General features: G+C 62.1%; 22 protein-coding genes, 1 tRNA gene and 1 pseudogene. 19 read left to right on the forward strand and 5 right to left on the reverse strand.

Annotated features, from left to right (window positions below; all coding sequences use genetic code 11):
* The first annotated feature begins 119 nt into the window (after positions 1-119).
* The gene (locus QYH69_RS26295) at positions 120-989 is read left to right on the forward strand and encodes a dienelactone hydrolase family protein (RefSeq protein WP_308834659.1); all 870 of its coding nucleotides are present in this window, start codon (positions 120-122) and stop codon (positions 987-989) included.
* A gap of 84 nt (positions 990-1,073) precedes the next feature.
* Here the strand turns inward: QYH69_RS26295 and QYH69_RS26300 are convergent, their stop codons facing one another.
* The gene (locus QYH69_RS26300; RefSeq protein WP_308834660.1) at positions 1,074-1,958 is read right to left on the reverse strand and encodes a sulfurtransferase; all 885 of its coding nucleotides are present in this window, start codon (positions 1,956-1,958) and stop codon (positions 1,074-1,076) included.
* Positions 1,959-2,108: 150 nt separating this feature from the next.
* Positions 2,109-3,215: an aromatic ring-hydroxylating dioxygenase subunit alpha gene (locus QYH69_RS26305; protein WP_308834661.1), complete on the reverse strand. Its 1,107-nt coding sequence runs from the start codon at positions 3,213-3,215 to the stop codon at positions 2,109-2,111.
* Positions 3,216-3,523: 308 nt separating this feature from the next.
* Here QYH69_RS26305 and QYH69_RS26310 point away from each other — a divergent pair, with 308 nt between their 5' ends.
* The 4 genes from QYH69_RS26310 to folE2 all read left to right on the forward strand — a co-directional run bounded on the left by QYH69_RS26310 (position 3,524) and on the right by folE2 (position 7,680).
* A complete protein-coding gene (locus tag QYH69_RS26310; protein WP_308834662.1) occupies positions 3,524-3,820 on the forward strand; it encodes an exodeoxyribonuclease VII small subunit in 297 nt (98 codons plus the stop codon).
* Positions 3,817-4,701, forward strand: a complete 885-nt coding sequence (locus QYH69_RS26315; protein WP_308834663.1) for a farnesyl diphosphate synthase — start codon at positions 3,817-3,819, stop codon at positions 4,699-4,701. Before QYH69_RS26310 ends, QYH69_RS26315 begins: the two co-directional genes overlap by 4 nt.
* 103 nt (positions 4,702-4,804) lie before the next feature.
* The gene (dxs, locus tag QYH69_RS26320) at positions 4,805-6,715 is read left to right on the forward strand and encodes a 1-deoxy-D-xylulose-5-phosphate synthase (protein WP_308834664.1); all 1,911 of its coding nucleotides are present in this window, start codon (positions 4,805-4,807) and stop codon (positions 6,713-6,715) included.
* Between the two features lie 155 nt (positions 6,716-6,870).
* Positions 6,871-7,680, forward strand: a complete 810-nt coding sequence (folE2, locus tag QYH69_RS26325) for a GTP cyclohydrolase FolE2 (RefSeq protein WP_308834665.1) — start codon at positions 6,871-6,873, stop codon at positions 7,678-7,680.
* 101 nt (positions 7,681-7,781) lie between these two features.
* Here the strand turns inward: folE2 and tsaD are convergent, their stop codons facing one another.
* Entirely contained in the window at positions 7,782-8,807 is a 1,026-nt protein-coding gene (tsaD, locus tag QYH69_RS26330) for a tRNA (adenosine(37)-N6)-threonylcarbamoyltransferase complex transferase subunit TsaD (protein WP_308834666.1), read from the reverse strand.
* A 98-nt stretch (positions 8,808-8,905) separates the two neighbouring features.
* Between tsaD and QYH69_RS26335 the strand changes: the two genes are divergently transcribed.
* The 10 genes and pseudogenes from QYH69_RS26335 to QYH69_RS26385 all read left to right on the forward strand — a co-directional run bounded on the left by QYH69_RS26335 (position 8,906) and on the right by QYH69_RS26385 (position 18,885).
* Positions 8,906-10,141: an NAD(P)/FAD-dependent oxidoreductase gene (locus QYH69_RS26335; protein WP_308834667.1), complete on the forward strand. Its 1,236-nt coding sequence runs from the start codon at positions 8,906-8,908 to the stop codon at positions 10,139-10,141.
* Between the two features lie 98 nt (positions 10,142-10,239).
* Positions 10,240-10,452 carry a 30S ribosomal protein S21 gene (rpsU, locus tag QYH69_RS26340; RefSeq protein ID WP_075159061.1) on the forward strand — a complete coding sequence of 71 codons (213 nt, stop codon included), beginning with the start codon at positions 10,240-10,242 and terminating at the stop codon, positions 10,450-10,452.
* 161 nt (positions 10,453-10,613) lie between these two features.
* A complete protein-coding gene (locus tag QYH69_RS26345; protein WP_308834668.1) occupies positions 10,614-11,060 on the forward strand; it encodes a GatB/YqeY domain-containing protein in 447 nt (148 codons plus the stop codon).
* Between the two features lie 183 nt (positions 11,061-11,243).
* Entirely contained in the window at positions 11,244-13,127 is a 1,884-nt protein-coding gene (gene dnaG / locus QYH69_RS26350) for a DNA primase (RefSeq protein ID WP_308834669.1), read from the forward strand.
* A gap of 127 nt (positions 13,128-13,254) precedes the next feature.
* On the forward strand, positions 13,255-15,654 hold the full coding sequence (gene rpoD / locus QYH69_RS26360) for an RNA polymerase sigma factor RpoD (RefSeq protein WP_374992502.1): 2,400 nt from the start codon (positions 13,255-13,257) through the stop codon (positions 15,652-15,654).
* Between the two features lie 190 nt (positions 15,655-15,844).
* A tRNA-Ile gene (locus QYH69_RS26365) sits at positions 15,845-15,932 on the forward strand.
* A gap of 406 nt (positions 15,933-16,338) precedes the next feature.
* The gene (locus tag QYH69_RS26370; RefSeq protein WP_374992503.1) at positions 16,339-17,010 is read left to right on the forward strand and encodes a CsgG/HfaB family protein; all 672 of its coding nucleotides are present in this window, start codon (positions 16,339-16,341) and stop codon (positions 17,008-17,010) included.
* Between the two features lie 79 nt (positions 17,011-17,089).
* Positions 17,090-17,449: pseudogene (locus QYH69_RS26375) on the forward strand (DUF4810 domain-containing protein); the annotation flags it as partial.
* Positions 17,450-17,468: 19 nt separating this feature from the next.
* Entirely contained in the window at positions 17,469-18,143 is a 675-nt protein-coding gene (locus QYH69_RS26380; protein ID WP_308834671.1) for a DUF799 domain-containing protein, read from the forward strand.
* 124 nt (positions 18,144-18,267) lie between these two features.
* The gene (locus tag QYH69_RS26385) at positions 18,268-18,885 is read left to right on the forward strand and encodes an amino acid synthesis family protein (RefSeq protein ID WP_308834672.1); all 618 of its coding nucleotides are present in this window, start codon (positions 18,268-18,270) and stop codon (positions 18,883-18,885) included.
* Positions 18,886-18,930: 45 nt separating this feature from the next.
* On the opposite strand, the gene QYH69_RS26390 is transcribed toward QYH69_RS26385, so the two are convergent.
* Complete coding sequence (locus tag QYH69_RS26390) at positions 18,931-19,692, reverse strand: IclR family transcriptional regulator (protein WP_075161147.1); 762 nt, start codon at positions 19,690-19,692, stop codon at positions 18,931-18,933.
* An 83-nt stretch (positions 19,693-19,775) separates the two neighbouring features.
* Positions 19,776-21,071: an MFS transporter gene (locus tag QYH69_RS26395; protein ID WP_308834673.1), complete on the reverse strand. Its 1,296-nt coding sequence runs from the start codon at positions 21,069-21,071 to the stop codon at positions 19,776-19,778.
* A 218-nt stretch (positions 21,072-21,289) separates the two neighbouring features.
* On the opposite strand from QYH69_RS26395, the gene QYH69_RS26400 reads away from it, so the two are divergent.
* Genes QYH69_RS26400 through QYH69_RS26415 form a run of 4 tightly spaced genes read left to right on the forward strand, consistent with a single transcriptional unit; the run spans position 21,290 to position 24,768 of the window.
* A complete protein-coding gene (locus QYH69_RS26400; protein ID WP_308834674.1) occupies positions 21,290-22,444 on the forward strand; it encodes a CoA transferase in 1,155 nt (384 codons plus the stop codon).
* Entirely contained in the window at positions 22,441-23,211 is a 771-nt protein-coding gene (locus QYH69_RS26405) for an enoyl-CoA hydratase/isomerase family protein (RefSeq protein ID WP_308834675.1), read from the forward strand. The genes QYH69_RS26400 and QYH69_RS26405 overlap by 4 nt, the downstream gene beginning before the upstream one ends.
* Positions 23,208-24,041 carry a CoA transferase gene (locus QYH69_RS26410; RefSeq protein ID WP_308834676.1) on the forward strand — a complete coding sequence of 278 codons (834 nt, stop codon included), beginning with the start codon at positions 23,208-23,210 and terminating at the stop codon, positions 24,039-24,041. Before QYH69_RS26405 ends, QYH69_RS26410 begins: the two co-directional genes overlap by 4 nt.
* Entirely contained in the window at positions 24,034-24,768 is a 735-nt protein-coding gene (locus QYH69_RS26415) for a CoA-transferase (RefSeq protein ID WP_308834677.1), read from the forward strand. The genes QYH69_RS26410 and QYH69_RS26415 overlap by 8 nt, the downstream gene beginning before the upstream one ends.

A 24,768-nucleotide genomic window follows, 5' to 3' on the forward strand; every position in this document is an offset into this window, starting at 1 on the left:
CCATCCGCTTGTCCGCTCTCGCATGCATCGATGATGCCGGCCGAATGCTGGTCACCGCTGTTCAACATTGGTCGTTCGACATTGGCCGTTCGACTTTGCCGCTTATCGAGGAGCGCAGCATGCTGAAGCCTGAAATCGACAGTTTGATTCCGCACGTCCCTTTCAATCGCCGCACGTTCATCAAGGCCGCCATCGGCACCGGCTTTGCGGCGTCGGTGCTGCCGGTTTCCGCGCAAACCGTCCATACCGACAGCGAAGGCCTCGAAGCGGGCGAAGTGGGCATCCATTCCGGCGATACGCTGGTGCCCGCCTATCGGGCGCAGCCGAAGGGCAAGACGCATTTGCCGGTCATCATCGTCGTCCATGAAATCTTCGGCGTGCACGAGCATATTGCCGATGTATGCCGGCGTTTCGCGAAGGCCGGCTACCTCGCGATCGCGCCGGACCTGTATGTGCGGCAAGGCGACGCGTCCGCTTACACGAGCATGCAGCAGTTGAACGAGCAGCTAGTCAGCAAGGTGCCGGACGAGCAGGTCCTGCAGGATCTCGATGCGACCTTCGCGTGGGCCGGCGAGCATAACGGCGATCTGAACCGCGTCGGCTTGACGGGCTTCTGCTGGGGCGGGCGCATCGCGTGGCTCTATGCGGAGCACAATCCGCGTCTGAAGGCGGCGGTCGCATTTTATGGGCGCGTGGTCGGCACGCCGACGACGTTGCAGCCGTCGAATCCGATCGACCACGTCGGTGATCTGAAGGTGCCCGTGCTCGGCTTGTATGGTCGTCAGGACCAGAGCATTCCGCAGGACACGCTCGACAAAATGAAAGGGCTGATCGCGCAGGCGCCGCAGCAGGCGCGCGGTTCGCAGTTCGTCGTGTACGACGATGCAGGGCATGCTTTCTTCGCGGATTATCGGCCGAGCTATCGGAAGGCCGATGCGCAAGACGCCTGGCGCCGTGTGCTTGCGTGGTTCAGGCAGCACCGCGTTTGAGCTGAAGTACGCGGCGTGTAACGGGCGCGCCGCCGCCCGGCGCGTTCGCGATATCCCGCCTGTCTACTGCGCCCGGGCTCGAGCCTAAGGCTTGGCCCCAGTCGCAACCGGCCGGGCCGGGTCCGCACTCCATTCGCTCCACGATCCCGGGTACAACGCGGCGCCGTGCAAACCGGCAATCTCCATCGCGAGTGCGTTATGACATGCGGTTACGCCGGAACCGCACTGCAGCACGACCCGCTCCGGCGCAACACCGGCCATGACCGCGCCGAACTCGTCGCGCAACGTGTGCGCCGATTTGAAGCGGCCGTCTGCCGTGAGGTTGTCCTTGAAGAAGCGATTCAACGCGCCGGGAATATGACCGCCGACGCGATCGAGCGTCTCGTTCTCGCCGCGATACCGATCGGCGGCGCGCGCATCGAGCAGCGTGCGCTCGTGCGTGTTCAGGTTGTGTTCGATGGCCTGCGCGTCGACGGTGACCGCCAGCGGCTTGCCGGCCTTGAAGTCGCCGCGCGTGGTGGGTGGCACATCTTGCGTGAGCGGCTGCGCGGCCGCCTGCCAGGCTTGCAGCCCGCCGTCGAGCAGCGCGACCGAATCGTGTCCGAGCCAGCGCAGCAGCCACCACAAACGCGCCGCATACATGCCGCCGTGCGCGTCATAGGCGACCACCTGCTGACCCTGCCTGAGACCCAGTGCGGTCAGCGTATCGACGAGATGTTGACGGTCGGGCAATGGATGGCGCCCGTTCTTGCCGGTTTTGGCTCCGGACAGATCGCGATCGAGATGCAAATAATGCGCATGCGGCAAGTGGCCGGCCGCATACGCTTTTGAGCCCGCTTCTGTATCGATCAGGTCGAACCGGCAGTCCGCAATGAATACGGTGCCTCGCGCCGATGCGAGCCGCTCGGCGAGATTCTCGGCCGAGATGAGTGTCGTGTGATGGGTGTGAGGTGTGGCGTTCTGGGACATGGCGGCTCCTCAAAGCAAACGAGGCCGGACGGTGCCGGACGATGTGTCTAGTAGTCTAAACAAAAAAGACGGGCCCGAAGCCCGTCCTTTACACGTCGCTCAATGCCGCGCCTTCTTGCGAAGCGACGCGCGCCTGGCCATGACTGGCGATCAGATCGTCCCCAACTCGCGGCGCAAAAACTCGTGGAAGTGCTGCATGCCGTCTTCCATCGGGCTTTGATACGGGCCGACCTGAGATTCGCCACGCTCCATCAGCGCTCGGCGGCCTGCGTCCATGCGCTCGGCGATCTCGTCGTCTTCGCGGGCCGTTTCCATATAGGCGGCGCGCTCGGCTTCGATGAAATCCCGCTCGAACAGCGCAATTTCTTCAGGGTAATAAAACTCGACGACGTTGGTGGTTTTTTGCGGACCGCGCGGAATCAGCCACGACACGACGAGCACGTGCGGATACCACTCGATCATGATGCCCGGGTAGTACACCATCCAGATGGCGCCGAATTCGGGCGGCTTGCCGTCGCGAAAACGCAGTACCTCGTCGTGCCATTTCGCGTATGTCGGGCTGCCCGCGCGCGCGAGGCCGTTATGGACGCCTACCGTCTGCACGCTGTACCAGTCGCCGAATTCCCACTTGAGGTCGTCGCAGTTCACGAAGCTGCCGAGGCCCGGATGGAACGGCACGACGTGATAGTCCTCCAGATAGACCTCGATAAAGGTCTTCCAGTTGTAATTGCACTCGTGGACTTCGACGTGATCGAACATGTAGTCCGTAAAGTCGAAGTGGTCTTTCGTGCCGAGGCGCGCGAGATCTTTCGCGACATCGCGTCCTTGCGCTTCGAAGAGCAGCCCATGCCAGTTCTGCAGCGGCGTGGCACCGAGATTCAGACAGGGGTTGTCCGCGAAGTGTGGTGCGCCGAGCAGCTGGCCGTTCAGATCGTACGTCCAGCGGTGCAGGGGGCAGACGATATTCTCCGTGCTGCCGCGACCGTTCAGCATGATGGCCTGGCGATGCCGGCACACATTCGACAGCAGTTCGACCTGCGATTGCTGGTTGCGAACGAGGACGCGCCCTTCGCGTTCGCTCGGCAAGGCAAAATAATTTCCCGTTTCGGGCACCATCAATTCGTGCCCGACGTAACGAGGACCGTTCCTGAAAAGGGTTTCGAGTTCGCGCGTAAGAAGCGCTTCGTCAAAGTAAGCGGCGACTGGCAGCTGACTATGAATAGCCCGCAGCTGCAACGCATTGCTCAGATTGGACATTCCCACTCCCGATGAAGACGTGAAAGCAGTGAACAACCCAACCATCGAAGATTCGATTTAGGGAGCCCGCGATTATACCTGTTTCCCCCTCCTTGGGGACTTTAAGTACCTGATTTGGGTCAAAATTGTCTTCGAAGTTCGCGTTTTTACCCTATCGGCGCTAGAGTTTTTTAAGGGACGCGACACGCATGCATGTCATGACCCGCATGTCGTGTGCCCAATGCGCAACGGCATCGGAGCCGGTGGTGGGATCGGAAATGTCGCTTTTGCCGTAGAATGTTCGACTTGTTTTAATTTTGCGACGATTCATGGCGAACACCGCATCCAACCAGAACGCTGATACGTCCCCTGCGGCAGAGGCTGGTGTGCCGCTGCCCGACACGTACGAAGCGGCGCTCGCGGAACTCGAAGGGCTCGTCGGGCGCATGGAGGGCGGCAGCTTGAGTCTTGAGGAGTCGCTTGCCGCGTACCGGCGCGGCGCCGCCCTCGTGGCGTTCTGCCAGCAGCAACTCGAAAAAGTCGAACAACAGGTTCGCGTGCTTGATGGCGAAACGCTGAAGCCGCTCCCCACAACCGCCGCTGATAGCGGAGACGACGATCTATGAATTTCGAACAATGGATGCGCACGGTGCTCGAGCGCGTGGAACAGGCTCTCGAACACTACTTGCCGTCCACCTCGACCGCCCCGGCGCGCCTGCATGAGGCGATGCGCTACGCGGTGCTGGGCGGCGGCAAGCGGGTCCGTCCGTTGCTCTGCCACGCGGCAGGCGAGTTGACGAGCGCGCGTGCCGAGTCGCTCGAGGCCGCCGCGGCCGCGCTGGAAATGGTGCATGTGTACTCGCTTGTGCACGACGACATGCCATGCATGGACGACGATGCCCTGCGCCGCGGCAAGCCGACGGTGCACGTCCAGTACGATGAGGCGATGGCGCTGCTGGTCGGCGATGCGCTGCAGTCGCAGGCATTCGTCGCACTGACCGAAGGCGCGGCGCTTGGTCCCGCGCAGCAGGCGGCGCTCACGCGCGAGCTTGCACTCGCGATCGGCTCGGTCGGCATGGCAGGCGGCCAGGCGATCGATCTCGCGAGCGTCGGCCACAAGCTTACGCGCGAGCAACTCGAAACGATGCACCGTATGAAGACCGGCGCGCTGTTGCGCGCGTCGGTGCGCATGGGTGCGCTGGCCGGCGAGACGCCCGATGCGAACACGCTGCGCGCGCTCGACGCTTATGCGGCTGCCGTGGGCCTCGCATTCCAGGTGGTCGACGACATCCTCGACGCCACATCCGATTCGGCCACGCTCGGCAAGACCGCGGGCAAGGATGCGAAGGACGGCAAACCGACTTATGTATCGATTATCGGGCTCGACGCATCGCGCGCGCTCGCGGCGCAACTGCGCAGCGACGCCCACGCGGCGCTCGCGCCCTTCGGCACGCGCGCACAGCGTCTTGCCGAGCTTGCAGACCTGGTCGTGAACCGGGTCAGCTGAAGAAGCGAAGAACCAACGCGAAAGCCCGCCGCCACGCTAGAGACCAGAAGGGGTAGGCGCGAATGAAGTGCGGGCGCGCAAGTTTTCCTACAATGGAACGACGATGTACGACTTGCTGAAAACCATTGACGACCCGGCCGCCCTGCGCCGTCTCGACCTCCGCCAGTTGCATTCGCTTGCCGGCGAGCTGCGTAATTTCGTGCTCGACAGCGTGTCGCAAACCGGCGGACATCTGTCGTCCAACCTCGGTACCGTCGAGCTGACGATCGCGCTGCATTACGTGTTCGACACGCCGCGCGACCGCATCGTCTGGGACGTCGGCCACCAGACCTATCCGCACAAGATCCTGACGGGCCGCCGCGACCAGATGCATTCGCTGCGCCAGCTCGGCGGCATCTCGGGCTTCCCGCGCCGCTCGGAATCCGAATACGACACGTTCGGCACCGCGCACTCGAGCACGTCGATTTCGGCCGCGCTCGGCATGGCGATCGCAAGCAAGCTGCAGCATGAAGACCGCTTTTCGATCGCGGTGATCGGCGATGGCGCGATGACGGCGGGCATGGCGTTCGAAGCGATGAACAACGCCGGCGTGGCCGACGACGTGCCGCTGCTCGTCATCCTGAACGACAACGACATGTCGATCTCGCCGCCGGTCGGCGCGTTGAACCGCCATCTCGCACGGCTCATGTCCGGCCGCTTCTACGCGGCCGCGCGCGCGGGTGTCGAACGCGTGCTGCGCGTGGCGCCGCCGATGCTCGACCTCGCGCGCAAGCTCGAAGAACACGCGAAGGGCATGATCGTGCCGGCTACGCTGTTCGAAGAGTTCGGTTTCAACTACATCGGTCCGATCGACGGGCACGATCTCGACTCGCTGATCCCGACGCTGCAGAACATCAAGGAATTGCGCGGGCCGCAATTCCTGCACGTCGTGACGAAGAAAGGCCAGGGCTACAAGCTCGCCGAAGCCGATCCGGTGCTGTACCACGGCCCCGGCAAGTTCAACCCGGCCGAGGGCATCAAGCCGTCGTCGGCGCCCGGCAAGAAGACGTACACGCAAGTGTTCGGCGAGTGGCTTTGCGATGCGGCCGAGCTCGACGCGCGCGTGGTCGGCATCACGCCGGCAATGCGCGAAGGCTCGGGTATGGTCGAGTTCGAGAAGCGCTTCCCGGACCGCTACTACGACGTCGGCATCGCGGAACAGCATGCGGTTACGTTCGCGGGCGGCCTCGCGGCCGAAGGCATGAAGCCGGTCGTCGCGATCTACTCGACGTTCCTGCAACGCGGCTACGACCAGCTGATTCACGATGTCGCATTGCAGAACCTGCCGGTCGTGTTCGCGATCGACCGCGCGGGTCTTGTCGGCGCGGACGGCGCGACGCACGCGGGTGCCTACGACCTCGCGTTCCTGCGCTGCATCCCGAACATGACGGTGATGGCCGCGTCGGACGAAAACGAATGCCGTCAGATGCTGTATACGGCGCTTCAGCAGCCGAACCCGACGGCGGTTCGCTATCCGCGCGGGGCGGGAACGGGCGTCGCGACCGTCAAGCAGATGGCCGCGCTGCCGGTCGGCAAGGGCGAAATCCGCCGCGAAACGTCGCAGCCCGCGGGCAAGCGCATCGCGATTCTCGCGTTCGGCACGATGGTCGCACCGTCGCTCGCCGCGGCTGAGCAGCTCGATGCGACTGTCGCCAACATGCGCTTCGTGAAGCCGGTCGACGCGGAGCTGATCCGCGAACTGGCGGAAACGCACGATGCGCTCGTCACGGTCGAAGAAGGCAGTGTAATGGCCGGTGCGGGCTCCGCCTGCGTCGAAGCCCTGTTGGCAAGTGGGGTTATCAGGCCCGTACTACAATTGGGCCTCCCCGATCAGTTCATCGATCACGGGGATCCGGCCAAGCTGCTCGCTGAATGTGGTCTCGACGGTGTGGGCATCGCGAAGTCGATCCGCGAACGGTTCATCGATCATGTCAGCGCGGCATCGGCCGGAAAGTCGGTGAAGCGCGTCGCCTGAGCCTGACGGCGCGCTTGCCGCCGGTTGCGGCATTCTCCAGTACGAGTCGATGGGCCGCGGAGCCCATCCGGAACCGCCGGCTTGAAGCCGGCGGTTGCCATTTGCAGATCGCCATTTGCACGCACGCGCCCGCGCGTGCCCGTGAGGATAAAAAGATGAATCAGATGAACCCCGCTTTCGTGATGCCCGACGTGCAGAGCACGGTCGATACCCGGCAGATTCCGATTCAGCGGGTGGGCGTCAAGGCGGTGCGTCATCCATTGACGGTTCGCACGCAAGCCGGCGCGGTACTGCCGACGGTCGGCACGTGGAACCTCGATGTTCACTTGCCCGCGGAACAGAAGGGCACGCATATGTCGCGCTTCGTCGCCTTGCTCGAGGAGCGTACCGAGCCGCTCGATGCGACGACGCTGCGCCGCATGCTGGCCTCGATGCTCGAGAAGCTCGAGGCGCGTGCCGGACGTATCGAAGTGTCGTTTCCGTATTTCGTGAACAAGACCGCGCCGGTGTCGGGCGTGCAGAGCCTGCTCGACTATGAGGTGACGCTTGCGGGCGATGTGCGCGACGGCGCGACGCGTGTGTTCCTGAAGGTGCTGGTGCCGGTCACGAGCCTGTGCCCGTGCTCGAAGCAGATCTCGCAGTACGGCGCGCACAACCAGCGCTCGCATGTGACGATCGATGCGGAACTGGCCGGCGATATCGCCGTTGAAGAGCTGATCCGGATTGCCGAAGAAGAAGCATCGTGCGAACTGTGGGGGCTGCTCAAGCGCCCGGATGAGAAATTCGTCACGGAGCGTGCGTACGAGAACCCGAAGTTCGTTGAAGACCTCGTGCGCGATGTCGCGCAACGGCTCAATGCAGATGAGCGGATCGTTGCGTATGTGCTCGAAGCGGAGAACTTCGAGTCGATTCACAATCACAGCGCGTATGCGCTGATCGAGAACGACAAGCGCGCTGCGCGGTGATTGCGGGTTCAATGATGCTCGGACAAACGGCCGCTCGATGCGGCCGTTTGTGTTTTCGTGGTTGCGTATGTGTCGCGCGCCATGACGCCAGCAGCGATGGTCTAGCGCGCGAGCGATGCAAGATCCCAACGCGGCTTGACCGTGAACGCATAATCGGCGTGCGCCTGTTCGGGCCAGCGCTGCAGCCGCAACGCGCCGGCGAGTGCAATCATCGCGCCGTTATCGGTGCACAACGACAGGTCTGGATAATGCACGTCGAAGCCGCGCTTTTTCGCCGCCGCCGATAGCGCCTCGCGCAATTGCCGGTTCGCGCCCACGCCGCCCGCTACGACCAGCCGCTTCAGTTTCGTGCGCTTCAATGCCGCAAGCGACTTCGCGGCGAGCACCTCGACCGCTGCATCGACGAAGCCGCGTGCGAGGTCCGCTTTGCTCTGCTCGCAGACGTTCGTGCCGAGCTTTTTCATCTGCGTGAGCACGGCCGTTTTGAGGCCGCTGAAGCTGAAGTCGAGATCGCCCGAATGCAGCATCGGACGCGGCAGCGCCACGGCGCCCGGTGTGCCGAATTCGGCGAGCCGCGACACTTCGGGGCCGCCCGGATAGCCGAGGCCGAGAAGTTTGGCGGTCTTGTCAAACGCCTCGCCGGCCGCATCGTCGAGCGTTTCGCCGAGCGTCTCATACACGCCGACGTCGGTCACGCGCATCAGTTGCGTATGGCCGCCCGACACGAGCAGCGCGACGAACGGAAACGGTGGCGGCGCATCGACGAGCAGCGGCGACAACAGGTGCCCTTCCAGATGGTGGATGCCGATGGTCGGTTTGTCCCACGCCATCGCGAGGCCGTTCGCGACGCTCGCGCCGACCAGCAGCGCGCCGGCAAGACCCGGGCCTTGCGTGTAGGCGATCGCGTCGATATCGGCCTGCGCCACGCCCGAGCGCTCGAGCACTTCCTCGAGTAACGGCAGGGCGCGACGAATGTGATCGCGCGAGGCGAGCTCCGGCACGACGCCGCCGTACGCGCGATGCATCGCGATCTGCGAGTGCAGCGCGTGCGCGAGCAGGCCGCGCCTGGTGTCGTAGAGCGCAAGACCGGTTTCGTCGCAGGAGCTTTCGATGCCGAGAACGAGCATGGTGCGGAATGGAGCAGGGAACCCAAAAGTATAGCAGCGCGCCACAACGGTCGCCTGAGGCCCCGGCGGCGCCAGCCACGCCAGTTACAATGCGCGCCATGGAAACTTTCGACATCGCCGTGATCGGCGCGGGCGCGGCCGGCATGATGTGCGCGTCGGTGGCCGGTCAGCTCGGGCGTCGTGTCGCGTTGATCGATCACGCGCCGCGGCTTGCCGAGAAAATCCGCATTTCGGGCGGCGGCCGCTGCAACTTCACGAATCTGTATGCGGGACCGGGCAATTACCTGTCGGCGAACCCGCATTTCTGCCGCTCCGCACTTGCGCGCTATACGCCGCGCGACTTCATGGCGCTGCTCAAGCGCTATCGCGTCACGTGGCACGAGAAGCATAAGGGACAGCTGTTTTGCGACCAGTCGAGCGACGCGGTAATCGACGTGCTCAAGAATGAATGCGATGCGGGCCAGGTGGCCTGGCGCCGGCCGGTTGTCGTCGAAGAGGTCAGCCGCGAGCGAGACGGCAGCTTTTTGCTAGGCACGCAGCAGTCGGGCCGCATCAAGGCTCGCGCGCTCGTCGTCGCGACAGGCGGCCTGTCGATTCCGAAGATCGGTGCGACCGATTTCGCCTACCGGCTCGCGAAACAGTTCGGCCACAAGCTCATCGACACACGTCCGGCGCTTGTCCCGCTGACCTTCGCGGCCGCCGACTGGGCGCCGTTTTCGACGCTATCGGGCGTGTCGCTCGAAGTACACCTCGCGACGGGCGCGAAAAAGGCTGCCGGTGCGTTCGTCGAAGACCTGCTGCTCACCCATCGCGGCCTGTCGGGCCCGGCCGTGCTGCAGATTTCGAGCTACTGGCAGCCGGGCGAGCCCATCCACATCAATCTGCTGGCTGAACGCGACGCGGCTGCAGCGCTCATCGACGCGAAAGCGGGCAGCAAACGGCAGATCGGGAATCTGCTCTCCGAGTGGGTGCCGACGCGGCTTGCGCACGTGTGGCTCGAGACGCACGGCGTGCCCGCGGACGCACGCATCGCCGATTTGCCGGACAGGACGCTGCGCGCGATCGGCGACGCGCTGTCGCGCTGGACGCTCGTGCCGAACGGCACCGAGGGCTATCGGAAGGCCGAGGTGACGCGCGGCGGCATCGATACGCGCGAACTGTCGTCGTCGACGATGATGAGCGCGCGCGTGCGGGGCCTGTATTTCATTGGCGAGGCGGTCGACGTGACCGGCTGGCTGGGCGGCTACAACTTCCAGTGGGCGTGGGCTTCCGGCGTCGCGGCGGGGCAGGCGGCGGCCGAGTTTGTGCACGGCGCTCAAGCGCAGCCGGTTTGACCGTAAAAATCACCCCCTTGGGGGACTTGACTCATTCGTGCTTTTATGCAGAAGGTCTGCTATACTTCCATCCCTTTGCCCAAAACCGTTATTGAAAGATGACGACCATTCGCGTAAAAGAAAACGAGCCCTTCGAAGTCGCGATGCGCCGCTTCAAGCGCACGATCGAGAAGAACGGTCTGCTGACCGAGCTTCGCGCGCGCGAGTTTTACGAAAAGCCGACGTCCGAGCGCAAGCGCAAGAAGGCGGCGGCCGTCAAGCGGCACTTCAAGCGTCTGCGCAGCCAGATGTTGCCGAAGAAGTTCTATTGATCGCATCGCGGCGCCCGGCCAGGCGCCAGGTGGTCCGCGTTCGAGAAACCCGCTTCACGCGGGTTTTTGTGTTCTGCATGTGACACGCTCTGGCGCGCAATACCTCGTGCGGACGCGCATTCCATTCCCGCAACACCTTCACAACGTATGGCAGGTGAACGATGAGTCTTAAGGTTCGGATCAACGACGACATGAAGGCCGCGATGCGCGCGCGCGAGACGGAACGTCTCGGCACGATTCGGCTGCTGCTTGCGGCCATCAAGCAGCGCGAAGTCGACGACCGTATCGAGCTCGACGACGCCGGCGTCACGGCGGTCATCGACAAGATGATCAAGCAGCGCAAAGACTCGATCAGCCAGTTCGAAACCGCCGGGCGCACCGACCTCGTCGCGAAGGAAAAGGGCGAGCTCGACGTCCTCGCGGCTTATATGCCCGCGCAAATGTCCGATGACGAGATCGCTGCGGAAGTCAACGCAGCCGTCGCGCAGACGGGCGCCGCCGGACCGCAGGATATGGGCAAGGTGATGGGCGTGCTGAAGCCGAAACTGGCGGGCCGCGCGGACATGACAGCGGTATCGGCGAAGGTCAAGGCGGCACTCGCGAAGTAACGGTTTTCCGCGGACAAGGTCGCGCGGAAATGACGCCGCTCTCCTGGCGCCTGCTCGCATGCTGTTGCCTGTGTCCGTTTCCGCGTGGGCGTCCTATCCTGTTCAAAACGCATGGCCGGCGCAACCGGCGGCCGGCGATCCGGCGGCCGGCGCGCCGGTCCTTTTGAAGGCAACGCAAGTATCGTGATTCCGCATTCTTTCCTGCAGGACCTGCTCAACCGCGTCGATATCGTCGACGTGGTGGGACGGTATGTGCAGCTTAAGAAAGGCGGCGCTAACTTCATGGGGCTTTGCCCGTTCCACAACGAGAAGAGCCCTTCGTTTACGGTTAGTCCGACTAAGCAGTTTTATCACTGCTTTGGTTGCGGCGCGCATGGAACGGCGATCGGCTTTCTGATCGAGCATGCGGGGCTGACATTCCCTGAAGCGGTCAACGAGCTTGCGCAAGCGGTGGGCCTGACGGTGCCGCACGAGCCGTCGATGCGCGGCGTAGCTGGCGGCGCGAATGGCAGCGGCGGTGAAGGCTATGGCCCGGCCGTTTCGAAGGCCGTCACGACGGCGCTGTCGGACGTGATGCAGACCGCGTGCGATTTTTACCGCAAGCAGCTGCGTGGCGCGCCGAATGCGATTCAGTACCTGAAGAAGCGCGGACTGACTGGCGAGATTGCGGCGCGCTTCGGTCTCGGTTACGCACCGGACGGATGGCAGAACCTCGAGGTGGCGTTTCCCAATTATGGGGACGAAGCACTTGTCGAAGCTGGCCTTGTGATCGTCAGCGAAAAATCGGATGCGCAGGGCCAGAATCGCCGCTACGACCGGTTTCGCGAGCGCGTGATGTTCCCGATCCGGAACGTGAAGGGACAGGTCATCGGTTTTGGGGGCCGCGTGCTCGACGGCGGCGAGCCGAAGTATTTGAATTCGCCGGAAACACCGCTATTTAACAAAGGCAGCGAGCTTTACGGGCTTTTCGAAGCGCGGCTCGCGATCCGGGAACAACGGTACGTGCTGGTAGTTGAAGGGTATATGGACGTCGTCGCACTGGCCCAATTGGGGTTTCAGAACGCGGTTGCGACGCTGGGCACCGCCTGCACGCCGATTCATGTGCAGAAATTGCTGCGCCAGACCGATACGGTGATTTTCAGCTTCGACGGCGATGCAGCCGGCCGGCGCGCGGCACGTCGCGCGCTCGACGCATGCCTGCCACATGCGGCGGACAACCGGACGATCCGGTTCCTGTTCCTGCCGACCGAACACGATCCGGACAGCTATGTGCGCGAATTCGGCGCCGAAGCGTTTGCGGAGCAGGTCGAGCGGGCCATGCCGCTGTCGCAGTTCATGCTCAACGAGGTCCTTGCGGGCAAGGAGCTGGACCAGCCCGAAGGCAGGGCGCGCGCGCTCTTCGATGCAAAGCCGCTATTACAGGCGCTGCCGGCCAACGCGTTGCGCGCACAGATCATGCACATGTTCGCGGATCGCCTCGATGTGCCATTCGACGAAGTGGCCGCACTGTGCGAGGTCGATGCGCGGATTGCCGCCGCTGCGCGTTTGGCGCCCGCGCGCAAGGATCGGCGCAGTGTAACCGGTATCGAGCAGCGAGCGTTGCGCAACCTCGTCATGCATCCGCGCATCGCCGCGGTGCTCGACGAGGACGCAGAGCGAGATTTACTGGCAGTAACGCGTCATGCGGAGCTATTCGAGGAGGTGCTGACCCACGCGCGAGCATTGGGGGAAACGGCCGAATTTCAGTTGCTGTCCGATCTATTGCGCAATGGTGCGAACGCCCCAACCTTCGAGGAAATCTTTCGCGAAATTCTGGACTATGATGAAAACGTTCGGGATTTGTTGCTGAAAGACCCGGAGGATGCGAGCGTCGCCGAAGAGCGTCGCGAGCATGAACGGCTCGCCAGCGAGGAACTGAACGCGGCGATCCTCAAGATGCGCTACGACGCGTCCCGTGAACGCCTTGATCAGTTGGCTCGTCAATCCAGACATACGCCGGAAGAACTGGCGGAATTCAACGGTTTGAGTCAAAGGTGCGCCGACATGAAGCGCCTGCTCGGGCTGTGAAGAAGACTGTGAAGCGACTGTGAAGCGGAAGTGACGAGGGAAGGGCTGAAACGCAGGTGCTATAATAAAAGGTTTTCAGCGGTTTTGGTTTTGTTTTATTTCCAGGCAAAGGCGAAAGGCGATTGCAATGGTAAAGACTACAGGCGGAAAGAAAGCGACAGGCAAAGGCTCAGGGCAGCCGACCACGAAGGTCACAGAGGCCAGGTCCGCAACTTCCGCAACAAAAACGTCTGCCGAGAGCGCCACGCCTGCCCGGAAGCGTACTTCCACCGTTTCAGCCGCGCGAGCGGCCCCGGTGCAGGCGGCGAAAGCTGTCGCGGCGGTGACGAAACGGCCGGGCGCCGGAAGCTCGAAGGAAGACGCAAGGGACGCGGCTGCCGCGCAGGACGATGCGGCAGTGCGCGAATCTCCAGTATCCACGGTTCAACCGGCTGTTGTCCACCAGCCGCGAGTCGAGACTACAGCCGGTACGGCGAACTCCATGACGAAAAAGCTGAATGAAGTATCCGTCGATGACGACGCAACCACCCAGAACGAAGAAGTCGCAGCTCCCGTTCAGGGCAAAGGCGAAAAGGCCAAGGCACGCGACCGCCGGGCGAAGGAAAAAGCGCTGCTGAAGGATGCGTTCGCCTCGACGCAGCCGGGCACCGCGGAAGAGCTCGAAGAGCGGCGCTCCAAGCTGCGCGCGCTGATCAAGCTCGGCAAGGAGCGCGGCTTCCTGACCTACGCGGAAATCAACGACCATCTGCCGGACAATTTCGCCGAGACCGAGGCGATCGAAGGCATCATCAGCACGTTCAACGACATGGGCGTGGCCGTCTACGAGCAGGCGCCCGATGCCGAAACGCTGCTGCTGAACGACAACGCGCCCGCCGCCTCGTCGGACGACGAAGTCGAAGAGGAAGCGGAAGTTGCGTTGTCGACGGTCGATTCCGAATTCGGCCGCACGACCGACCCGGTGCGGATGTACATGCGCGAGATGGGCACGGTCGAACTGCTCACGCGTGAAGGCGAAATCGAAATCGCGAAGCGGATCGAAGATGGCCTGAAGCACATGGTCATGGCGATCTCCGCATGCCCGACCACGATCGCGGACATCCTCGCGATGGCTGAGCGCGTCGCGAACGAAGAGATCCGCATCGACGAACTCGTCGACGGGCTGATCGACGAAAACGCCGAAGACGCGGACGGCTTCTCGGAGCAGGAAGCGGAAGCGATCGAGAACGAAGACGAGGAAGCCGAAGAGGGCGAGGAAGAAGAGGAAGAGGACGACGACGGCGCTGCGCAAGCGACGGCGAATGCCGCGCAGCTCGAGGCATTGAAGCGCATGTCGCTCGAAAAATTCGCGCTGATCAGCGAATGGTTCGACAAGATGCGTCGCGCGTTCGAGAAGGAAGGCTACAAGTCGAAGTCGTACCTGAAGGCGCAGGAAACGATTCAGAACGAGCTGATGTCGATCCGCTTCACCGCGCGCACCGTCGAGCGTCTGTGCGATACGCTGCGTGCGCAGGTGGACGAGGTGCGTCAGGTCGAGCGTCAGATCCTGCACACGGTCGTCGACAAGTGCGGCATGCCGCGTGCCGAATTCATCGCCCGCTTCCCGGGCAATGAAACGGACCTCGAGTGGTCGGACAAGATCGTCGCCGAAGGTCATTCGTACAGCGCGATCCTTACGCGTAACATCCCGGCAATCCGCGAGCAGCAGCAGCGTCTGCTCGATCTGCAGGCGCGCGTGGTGCTGCCGCTGAAGGACCTGAAGGAAACCAACCGTCAGATGGCGGCCGGCGAACTGAAGGCGCGTCAGGCCAAGCGCGAGATGACCGAAGCGAACCTGCGTCTCGTGATCTCGATTGCGAAGAAGTACACGAACCGCGGTCTGCAGTTCCTCGACCTGATCCAGGAAGGCAACATCGGCCTGATGAAGGCCGTGGACAAGTTCGAATACCGCCGCGGCTACAAGTTCTCGACGTACGCGACGTGGTGGATCCGTCAGGCCATCACACGCTCGATCGCGGACCAGGCGCGCACGATCCGTATTCCGGTTCACATGATCGAAACGATCAACAAGATGAACCGCATCTCGCGTCAGATTCTGCAGGAAACCGGACTCGAGCCGGATCCGGCGACGCTGGCCGAGAAGATGGAGATGCCGGAAGACAAGATCCGCAAGATCATGAAGATCGCGAAGGAACCGATCTCGATGGAAACGCCGATCGGCGACGACGACGATTCGCATCTGGGCGACTTCATCGAAGACACGAACACGGTCGCACCGGCCGACGCCGCGCTGCATGCAAGCATGCGAGACGTCGTGAAGGACGTGCTCGACTCGCTGACGCCGCGCGAAGCGAAGGTGTTGCGCATGCGTTTCGGTATCGAGATGAGCACGGACCATACGCTCGAGGAAGTCGGCAAGCAGTTCGACGTCACGCGCGAGCGTATCCGTCAGATCGAGGCGAAGGCGCTGCGCAAGCTGCGTCACCCGAGCCGTTCGGACAAGCTGAAGTCGTTCCTCGAAGGAAACTGACGTTAGTCCGTTCTGGTTCGTTTGGTCGCTTCGGCTTCAGTGAGGCGAAGCGGTCGGGCCGCCGTCTTCATGTGGGGCTTCCGGGGTGTTTCGTGCGGTACGCGAAGCAGTCCCGGAAGCCCCGATTTCGTGTAGTATGTCGGCCAATCAGCGATCAGGCCCGGCCTTGCGACCGGGTCTTTTTCTTCTTGGGCCGGACGCCGTGCTGGTTGCAGGCAGCGGACTCATAATCCGCCTCCGAAAGGACACCGTGGGTTCGAATCCCACCCGGCCCACCAAGTTTTGCAAGCATGTCAACGGCTTCCCAGCCGCTTTTTTCTCTCGCCTCATTTCTCGGTTTCCTTCCTTGACGATTGCTGCTTAAGCAGCATACGACGACATTTTATTTAGTTAGCTCTACAATCTATTTCGCGATCGATCGGTTCCGCGCGATGCGTACGAACCCTCCGATCGCGAGTAGAGAATTGTGCATTTCCGCACAGCTCGCTTTCTTTTATTATTACGGTTGACCTGCAACGAGCATTCCCGAATTGGCATGAACTGCTTATGCCATTTGGATCGCTCGCAAAGGCTAGGTGCATTCGTTGGGCGGGGACTAACGGATGTGCTTGCGGAAACGTTTGCCGTGCTTGTCGAAGTTCGAAATCGCGCAGCAAAAGAAACAGACCAAAACTCAAAGAAGCGATGATGCAAATAAGATCAAGGTTAATCGCAACGTCCGTTGTGGCTTTATCTGGCCTGGCTGGGTGTGCAACGGAATCGTCTCAGGCGCTGTCGGTACCTGCGCCTGTTCCCATTCAAGCGTCCGCGGTGCAAAGCCTCATCAAGGTCTCGGTTGGGAAATTCGACAACCGCTCGACCTATATGCGAGGCATCTTCTCCGATGGTGTCGACCGCCTGGGCAGTCAGGCGAAGACCGTCCTTGTGACGTCGTTGCAACAAACAGGGCGCTTCAACGTACTGGATCGCGACAATCTCGGAGAAATCCAGCAGGAAGCGGGATTCGCCAACAAAACGCTGCATATCAAGGGCGCCGATTTCGTGGTCACGGGCGACGTGACCGAGTTCGGCCGTAAGGAAGTCGGCGATCAGCAACTGTTCGGGATCCTCGGTCGCGGCAAGCAGCAGGTTGCTTACGCGAAGGTGAGCCTGAACGTCGTCAACACCTCCACGTCGGAAGTCATCGCATCGAGCCAGGGCGCCGGGGAATACAGCCTGTCGAACCGCGAAATTATCGGCTTCGGCGGAACGGCGAGCTACGACTCCACGTTGAACGGAAAGGTGCTCGAGCTTGCCATGCGCGAGGCTGTGCGGCATCTGCTCGAACAGGTCGATGCCGGCACGCTGAAAATGTAGTTTTCCGGTCCGCAACCGCCGAAAAGCACCACTCGGCGGAGTTGATTCAATAAAATTCGAATACCTAACTAATACGAAGATGAGAAAAATCACTCTACGGGATTCGCTGCTGTCGCTTGCATTGGGTAGCGTAGTCGCGCTGACAGGCTGCGCAAACCAGAACGCGACGCCGCCGCTCTACCAATGGACCGGGTATCAGCCGGAAGTCTATGCGTACTTCAAGAACGTGAAGTCGCCGCAAGAGCAGATCGACGGGATGGAAAAGGCGCGCGAACAAATCGCGGCCAAGGGTAATCACCCGCCGCCTGGTTTCTACGCGCACCTCGGCATGCTCTACGCGTCAGTGGGTGATGACGGCAAGGCAATGAAGGAGTTCGCCGCCGAGAAAGCGGCGTTTCCTGAGTCGTCTGCCTTCATGGACTTCCTGGCCAAGAACAAATAACCCGAGGACATCAATCATGCGCCGCCACTTTTTTCTTACACTTGTCTGCGGCATGCTCGCCGCAGTGCTGCTTGCAGGCTGTGCGGTGCCTAAGCGGCACGTCGACTACACCGCGTTCAGAAAAAGCCAGCCTCGAAGCGTGCTGATCCTGCCGCCCGTCAACGACACGAACGATACCGCGGCCGGCTATAGCCTGCTTTCGCAAATGACGCTGCCTGTTGCCGAAGCCGGCTATTACGTCGTCCCGGTCGCCGTGATGGAAGAGACATTCAGGCAAAACGGCCTGACGACGCCAAACGACATTCAGGCAGTGTCGATGGATAAACTTCGCGAGTATTTCGGCGCGGACGCGGTTATCTACCCAAAAGTGACGAAATACGGTTCGGTTTATCAGGTGGTGGACAGCACCACCATTGTTTCCGCATCGGCGAAGATGGTCGATCTGCGAACGGGCGATACGCTTTGGGTCGGTTCCGCCAGCGCGAATGGCAAAGAACTCGGCGGCAATGTGAACGTGGGCGGCGGCATTATCGTTGCGCTCGTTCAGGCGGCCGTCAAGCAGGTGGCGCACAACGTGACCGATGAAAGCCATGATGTGGCCGCACTTGCCGCGAATCGTCTTCTAAAAGCAGGTCCGCCCGATGGACTGCTTTACGGGCCGCGTTCGCCGAAAGTTGGAACAGACTGGTAGATCGGTCCAGGGCATGCTACGGCCGTGACCTGACACGCCCGGCGTTTCGCCATATTCTTCAATCGGGCGACCGCATGAGCGGTCGCCACCCCCGACCGTTCATTTACGCATGGGAGCAGAAGAAATGGAGACATCGTCCGCAATTTCCTCGGTCCGTCAGACGTACGTCATCGAACGCGAGACGCTCAGCGAAGCGGGCCGCGTTGCAGCTCAGCCATCGCGTCATGTCGTAGCTGCCGCGGTGTTTGTCAATCCCTATGCGGGTCAGGGTGCCGCGTCCGGCGAAGCGCTCACGCATCTCGCCGAAATTTCCGTCGAAATCGGCGCTTTGCTAACACAAAAGGCGTTGCAACGATTCGCGGGCGAGCCGCGTCCGCGAGCGTATGGCAAGGCCGCTCTGGTCGGCACGAACGGAGAATCGGAGCACGGCGCGGCGCTCATCCATCCGAGGCTCGGCCTCGCGATGCGTACAGGACTCGGAGCGGGCCCCGCGCTGATTCCTGGAAACGCGAAGATCGGCGCTGCAGGCACCACGATCGATCTGATTTTCGGCGGCGCCGATGATGCCTGGGATTACGATGCAATGGACGGCATCGCGGTGTCGGTGCCGGGTGCGCCGGCGCCGAACGAAATTGTACTGTTCGTCGGATTCGGTACTACGCGCGTCAACGCGCGGGTAAGAGGGGCGAGTGCCGACCAGGTGGCAAAGCTCGTGCAGGATATCCGGAGTCGCAGCACATGAACGCCGATGACGCGGCGGCCGCACAGCGGTTCGGGTCGCGGCCGCCTAACTTTTCCCCGCCCCCCGATGCCCCATCGCGCGCGAAATCTTAAGCGCGCACGCCTCCACATCGGGCGCGAACTCTTTCATCTTCCGCGCGGTGAGTCGCTCGAGCGGCCCCGAAATGCCCACCGCCGCGATCGGCTGCTCAAGCCCGTTGAACACCGTCGCGGCCACACCGCCGACCCCTTCGCGCCACTCCCCGTTATTGACCGCGTACCCGACGCGCACGACCTTCTGCAACTCCGCCTTGAGAGCGGGCAGCGATGTGATCGTCGCGGCCGTGTGCCTCGTCAACTGCTTTGCGTAGCCGTCGAGGTAGCCGTCATGCTGATACGCAAGCAGTGCCTTGCCCGTCGCAACCGCATATGCGGGACCGCGTCCGCCCACCATCGAATACGCGCGAATCGGCTGCGCGCTGTCGATTTTCTCGACATACACGACATCGAGTCCGTCGAGCACCGATAGATGCACCGTTTCTTCGGTACGCTCGGCGAGAGCCCGCATCAACGGTAGCGCAACCCTGCGCACGTCGAGCTGCGCCAGCTGACGCGCGCCTAATTCGAACAGCCGGATCGTGCCGCGATAGCCGCCGGCCTGTTCGTCGCGCTCGACGTAGCCGGCGTGAATCAGCGTCTGCAATGTGCGATGCGCATTGCTGCGTGTGAGCCCGACACGCGTCGCCAATTCTTCGATTGTCTTCGGCTGGTTCTCGAGGTCGGTGACCGCCTCGAGAACGACGAGACCTTTGAGCAGTGTCTTGTCCATATTAACTTCCTAAATAATAGGAAGTCTATCACGCATTCTGGCCAGCGAAGTGTGGGCAAGCACGACCACCCGCATGGAAGAACTCACGACGTAACCGTCGATATTTCCCTCACACGGTTTCTATCGCTGCGTACGACAGCCAGCGTGGCGACGAGCGCAAGCAGCGCACCGATCGAAAGCCACGCGCCCGGCACGGCCTTGTTTCCCGTCGTGTGAATCAGCAGCGTGCAGATCGCCGGCGTGAAGCCGCCGAAAATCGCTTGCGACAGGCTATATGCAAGCGAAAAGCCGGTGCCGCGCACATTCGGTGGAATGATTTCCGTGAGCGTGACGACAAGCGACGCCTGATAGGTTGCATAGAGCACCGCGAAGCCGACCTCGACCGCGAGCAGCGTGCCGAACGAAGGCGCGCTTACGAGCCAGCTCATCGTCGGATACGACACGAGCGCGATGATCAGCGAGGCGCCGACGAGCATCGGCTTGCGGCCCACCTTGTCGGACACCGCGGCCATTACCGGGATCATCACGAAGGTCGTCATCGCGACGCCGATCGTCACCCAGAACGTATCGATCGGCTTGAGGCCGAGCACGGCGCGTCCATAGGTCGGCGTATAGGCGGTGATCAGGTAGAACATGATGCTGGTAAGCGTAACGAGCATCGTCGACCAGAGAATGATTTTCCAGTTCGTCGCAAGAGAGCGGAAGATATCGCCGACCGATTGCGGCTTTTGCGCCTTGAACACGTGCGATTCCTGCACCGAGCGGCGAATCCAGAACAGCACCGGAATGATCGAGCAGCCGAACAGAAACGGAATGCGCCATCCCCATGCGTCCATTTGCTCGGCCGACAACGTGAAACGCAGTACGACACCGAGAATGGCCGCGATCAGCACGGAGATCTGCTGGCTCGCGGACTGCCACGACACATAGAAGCCGCGCCGTCCGGGCGGTGCGATTTCCGATAGATACACCGACACGCCGCCTGATTCGGCGCCGGCCGAGAACCCCTGGAGCAAACGGCCCGCAATGACCAGCACCGGTGCAAGCAAACCGATAGACGCATAGCTCGGCGTGACTGCAATGAGCAGCACGCCGACCGACATCAAGGTCAGCGTAAGAATCAGGCCCGCGCGCCGCCCGTGCTTGTCCATATACGAGCCCAGCACGATTGCCCCGAGCGGCCGCATCAGAAATCCGACGCCAAACGTTGCAAGCGACAGCAGCAGCGAAATGAACTCGTTATCGCCGGGAAACATGGCCTTCGCGATCGATGACGCATAAAAGCCATAGACCATGAAGTCGTACATCTCGAGAAAATTTCCGCTTACCACGCGAAAAACGGTTCCTGCTCGCGCGTCGGGCGCTGGGGGCATCGCCATCTGTGTCTCTCTCCGAATCGAATTTAATTTCCTAAAATTCAGGAATGTGTTCTCAAATTTTGGTTTACTTGATCCTCGCACCGCTGCAAAATGAGGTCAAGCGGCAACGCGGCATCCAGGGGAATTCCCTGGAACCGCGCGATACCGCATTCGCAAATGCACTAATCAGGGTGCCGGGTCAGGCGGCACGAACATCAGGCAAATCAGCGAGGGTTGAGATGGAATTGCCACTTCAGGGAATTCGGGTCATCGAGTTTTGCAACGTCGCGGCCGGGCCGTATTGCGGCATGCTGCTTGCCGATATGGGCGCGGATGTCATCAAGGTCGAACATCCGGAGGGCGGCGACACGCTGCGTGCGTGGCCGCCGATTTCCGACGGCTACAGCGAAAACTTCGCATCGCTGAATCGCAACAAGCGGTCCGTCGCGCTGAATCTGAAAGACGCGGCCGATATCGAGCAGGCCAAAGCCCTGATTCGAACCGCTCACGTATTGATCGAAAACAACCGGCCCGGCGTGATGGACCGACTCGGTCTCGGCTACGAAGCGATCAGCAAGCTCGTACCGCACATCGTTTATTGCTCGATCTCCGCGTATGGCCAGACTGGCCCGCGTGCGCAGGAAGGCGGTTTCGATCTCACCGTGCAGGCGATGAGCGGCATCATGAGCATCACGGGCGAACCCGATGGCGCACCGGTCAAATGCGGCGTGCCGCTCGCGGATTTTTCCGCCGGGCTCTATGCCGCTTTCTCGGTCGCATCGGCCTTGCGTGGTGTCGAAAGCACCGGCATCGGCACGCATATCGACGTGCCGATGCTTGGCGCGACGCTCGCAATCGCCGCACTGCAGACATCCGAATACTTCGGCACCGGCCGCGATCCGGTGAAACTCGGCTCCGCGCATCCGCGCAACGCACCGTACCAGGCGTTCAAAGCGCGCGACACGTGGTTCGGCATGGCCGCGGGCAACAACGCGCTGTGGCGTTCGGTATGCCAGGTCGTGGAACGAAGCGATCTCGAAGCCGACGACCGCTTTGCCACGACAACCTTGCGTGCGCAGCATCAGGTCGTACTGCGAGACATTCTCGAAGGCATCTTCGCATCGGCGGACGCGCAAACGTGGATTGCGCGGTTTCGTGAGGCAGGCGTGCCGTGCGCGCCGATCAATACCTATTCGCAGGTCCTTGCGGACGAACAGGTTGCGCATATGACATGGGTTCAACCGCTCGAATTACCGAATGGCGTGAAGACGCGTACGTTCGCGTCGCCCGTGCGCTTTTCCGGCGAGACGCCGCCCATCCGTATGCGTCCGCCCGCGCTTGGCGAACACAATCGCGAACTGCTCGCCGGCGCGGCAAGCGAGGTCGAAGCATGAACCTGCTGGCAATTGAAAAGCACCCTGAATACTGGTCTATCACGTTGAAACGGCCGGAAAAGCACAATGCCTTGTCGGCCGAACTCGTCGAACAGTTGATCGCCGTTTTCGACGAAATCGCCGCATCGAATGTGCCGGCCGCGGTTTTGCAAGGCGAGGGCCGCTGCTTTAGCGCCGGATTCGATATGACCGACGTCGATCAATCGAGCGAAGGCGACCTGCTGTTGCGATTCGTACGTATTGAAACGCTGTTGCAGCGCGTTGCCGCGTCGCCGGCGTTGACGGTCGCATTTGCACACGGCAAGAACTTCGGCGCGGGCGTGGACCTGATCGCCGCATGCAATATGCGCGTCGCGGCGCCCGGTACGACGTTCCGCATGCCAGGGCTGCAATTCGGGCTCGTACTCGGTACCGGCCGCTTTGCGCGCATTGTAGGTTCGCACGAAGCAAAGCGTATTCTCGAGGCATCCGAAACGTTCGATGTCGACCGTGCGGTTCGAAACGGTTTTATCGAGCGCGTTGCGTCGCCCGAGCAGCGCGACCATGTCATCGCGGATGCGGTTGCGCGAGCCACGTCGCTGCCGGGTGCTAGCCGCGCACTGCTAGGCGATGCGCTGCGCGAGGCGATGCACGACGACCACGCGAACGCCGATCTTGCCGCTCTCGTCCGCTCGGCAGCCGAACCCGGTCTCAAGCGCCGCATCGATGCCTATCGAAACCCTGCGTCGAGCCCGCGCGGTGAGCATCCGCAGAAGGAGACGTCATGACTTCCGGCTTTCCGGACACCCATAAACAGGTGTCGCTTTCAGAACTCGTCGCACGCGTGCCCGACGGCGCATCGCTGGGCCTTGGCGGCAGCTTTCTGCATCGCGGTCCGTTCGCGTTCGTGCGCGAACTGATTCGCCAGCAGAAGCGCGGCATCGAAGTGATCAAGCAGTCGCCGGGATACGACATCGACATCCTGTGCCGCGCGGGTGTCGCGAGCCGCGCCCGTTGCGGCATCGTTGCGATGGAGGGCAATTTCGGACTTGCCCCGTACTACCGGAAAGCGGTCGAAAGCGGCGCGCTCGAGCTTGAAGAACACGCGTGTGCGAGTCTGACCGCCGGCTTGCGTGCGGCCGCATTCGGCGTGCCGTTCCAGCCCTGCGCCGGACTGCATGGCAGCGACCTCACACGAATCAACAACTGGAAGTGCATCGAAGACCCGTACGGCAGCGGCGTCGCGACATGGGTGATTCCGGCAATCGCGCCGGACTTTGCCGTTATCCACGCGAATAGCGTCGACAGACAGGGCAATGTCCGCATTGCCGGCACGTATCACTGGGACCGCATCATCAGTCGTGCTTCGAAGAGCGTGCTCGTCGTCGCCGAAGAGATTTCGGACGAAGACTTCTCGGCTCAGCCGGAGCTGACGGTGATTCCATACTTCATGGTCGAAGCGTACGCAATCGTTCCGAACGGCGCCTGGCCGGGGTCGTGCTGGCCGAAGTACGCAGTCGACTATGCCGCGGTGGAGGCGTATCTGCCCGCGGGCGAACATGTGCTCGACGCACACCTCGCTCAAGCGCCGGAAGAAAGGAGCGCGCATCATGCATGAACCGTGGTCAGGCTTCTCCTATATCGTCACGAATCTCGCACGTTTCATCCGCCCGAACGAGATCACCTTCAGCGGTGTGAATTCGACGTTGCCGATGCTCGCGTGCCTGATGGCCAAGCGCGCCTACGATTGGGACTTCGTCTATATCAACGTCGCGGGCGGCGTGAATCCTACGCCGTCGTCGATTCCGTTGTCGAGTTCGGACCCGGTGCTGGCCGAAGGCTCGGCTTCGATCTTCGCGAACGAAGACTTTTACGACCTCTGCGCGCGCGGCCGCATGGACCTGACTTTTCTCGGCGCCGCACAGCTCGATGGAAGCGGTTGTGCGAACAACTCGTGCATTGGGGAATGGGATCATCCAAAAGTTCGCCTGCCCGGCGGCGGCGGCGGCGCCGTCATGCTGCCGACCGCGCGCCGCGCATGCACGTGGCGCACCGAACATTCGCGCCGAACCCTCGTGCAGAAGCTCGATTTCGTCACGTCGTGGGGCGGCATGCATGGCGTCGTCACACCGATCGCGGTATTCGTGAAGCGCAATGACCGGCTCGCGCTGCAGTCGTGGCACCCGGAATCGAGCCTCGACGAAGTGCGTGAGCGGACCGGCTTCGAATTCGATGCCACCGGTGCGGAACCGACTCAGCCGCCGAGCCAACGTGAGCGTGAGGCGTTGCGCGCGCTCGATCGCGCTGGGCAATTCGAACACGACGCGGCCATTCGCCTGAGGTAA

This window comes from Paraburkholderia sp. SARCC-3016 (assembly GCF_031119615.1).
Taxonomy (GTDB): Bacteria; Pseudomonadota; Gammaproteobacteria; order Burkholderiales; family Burkholderiaceae; genus Paraburkholderia.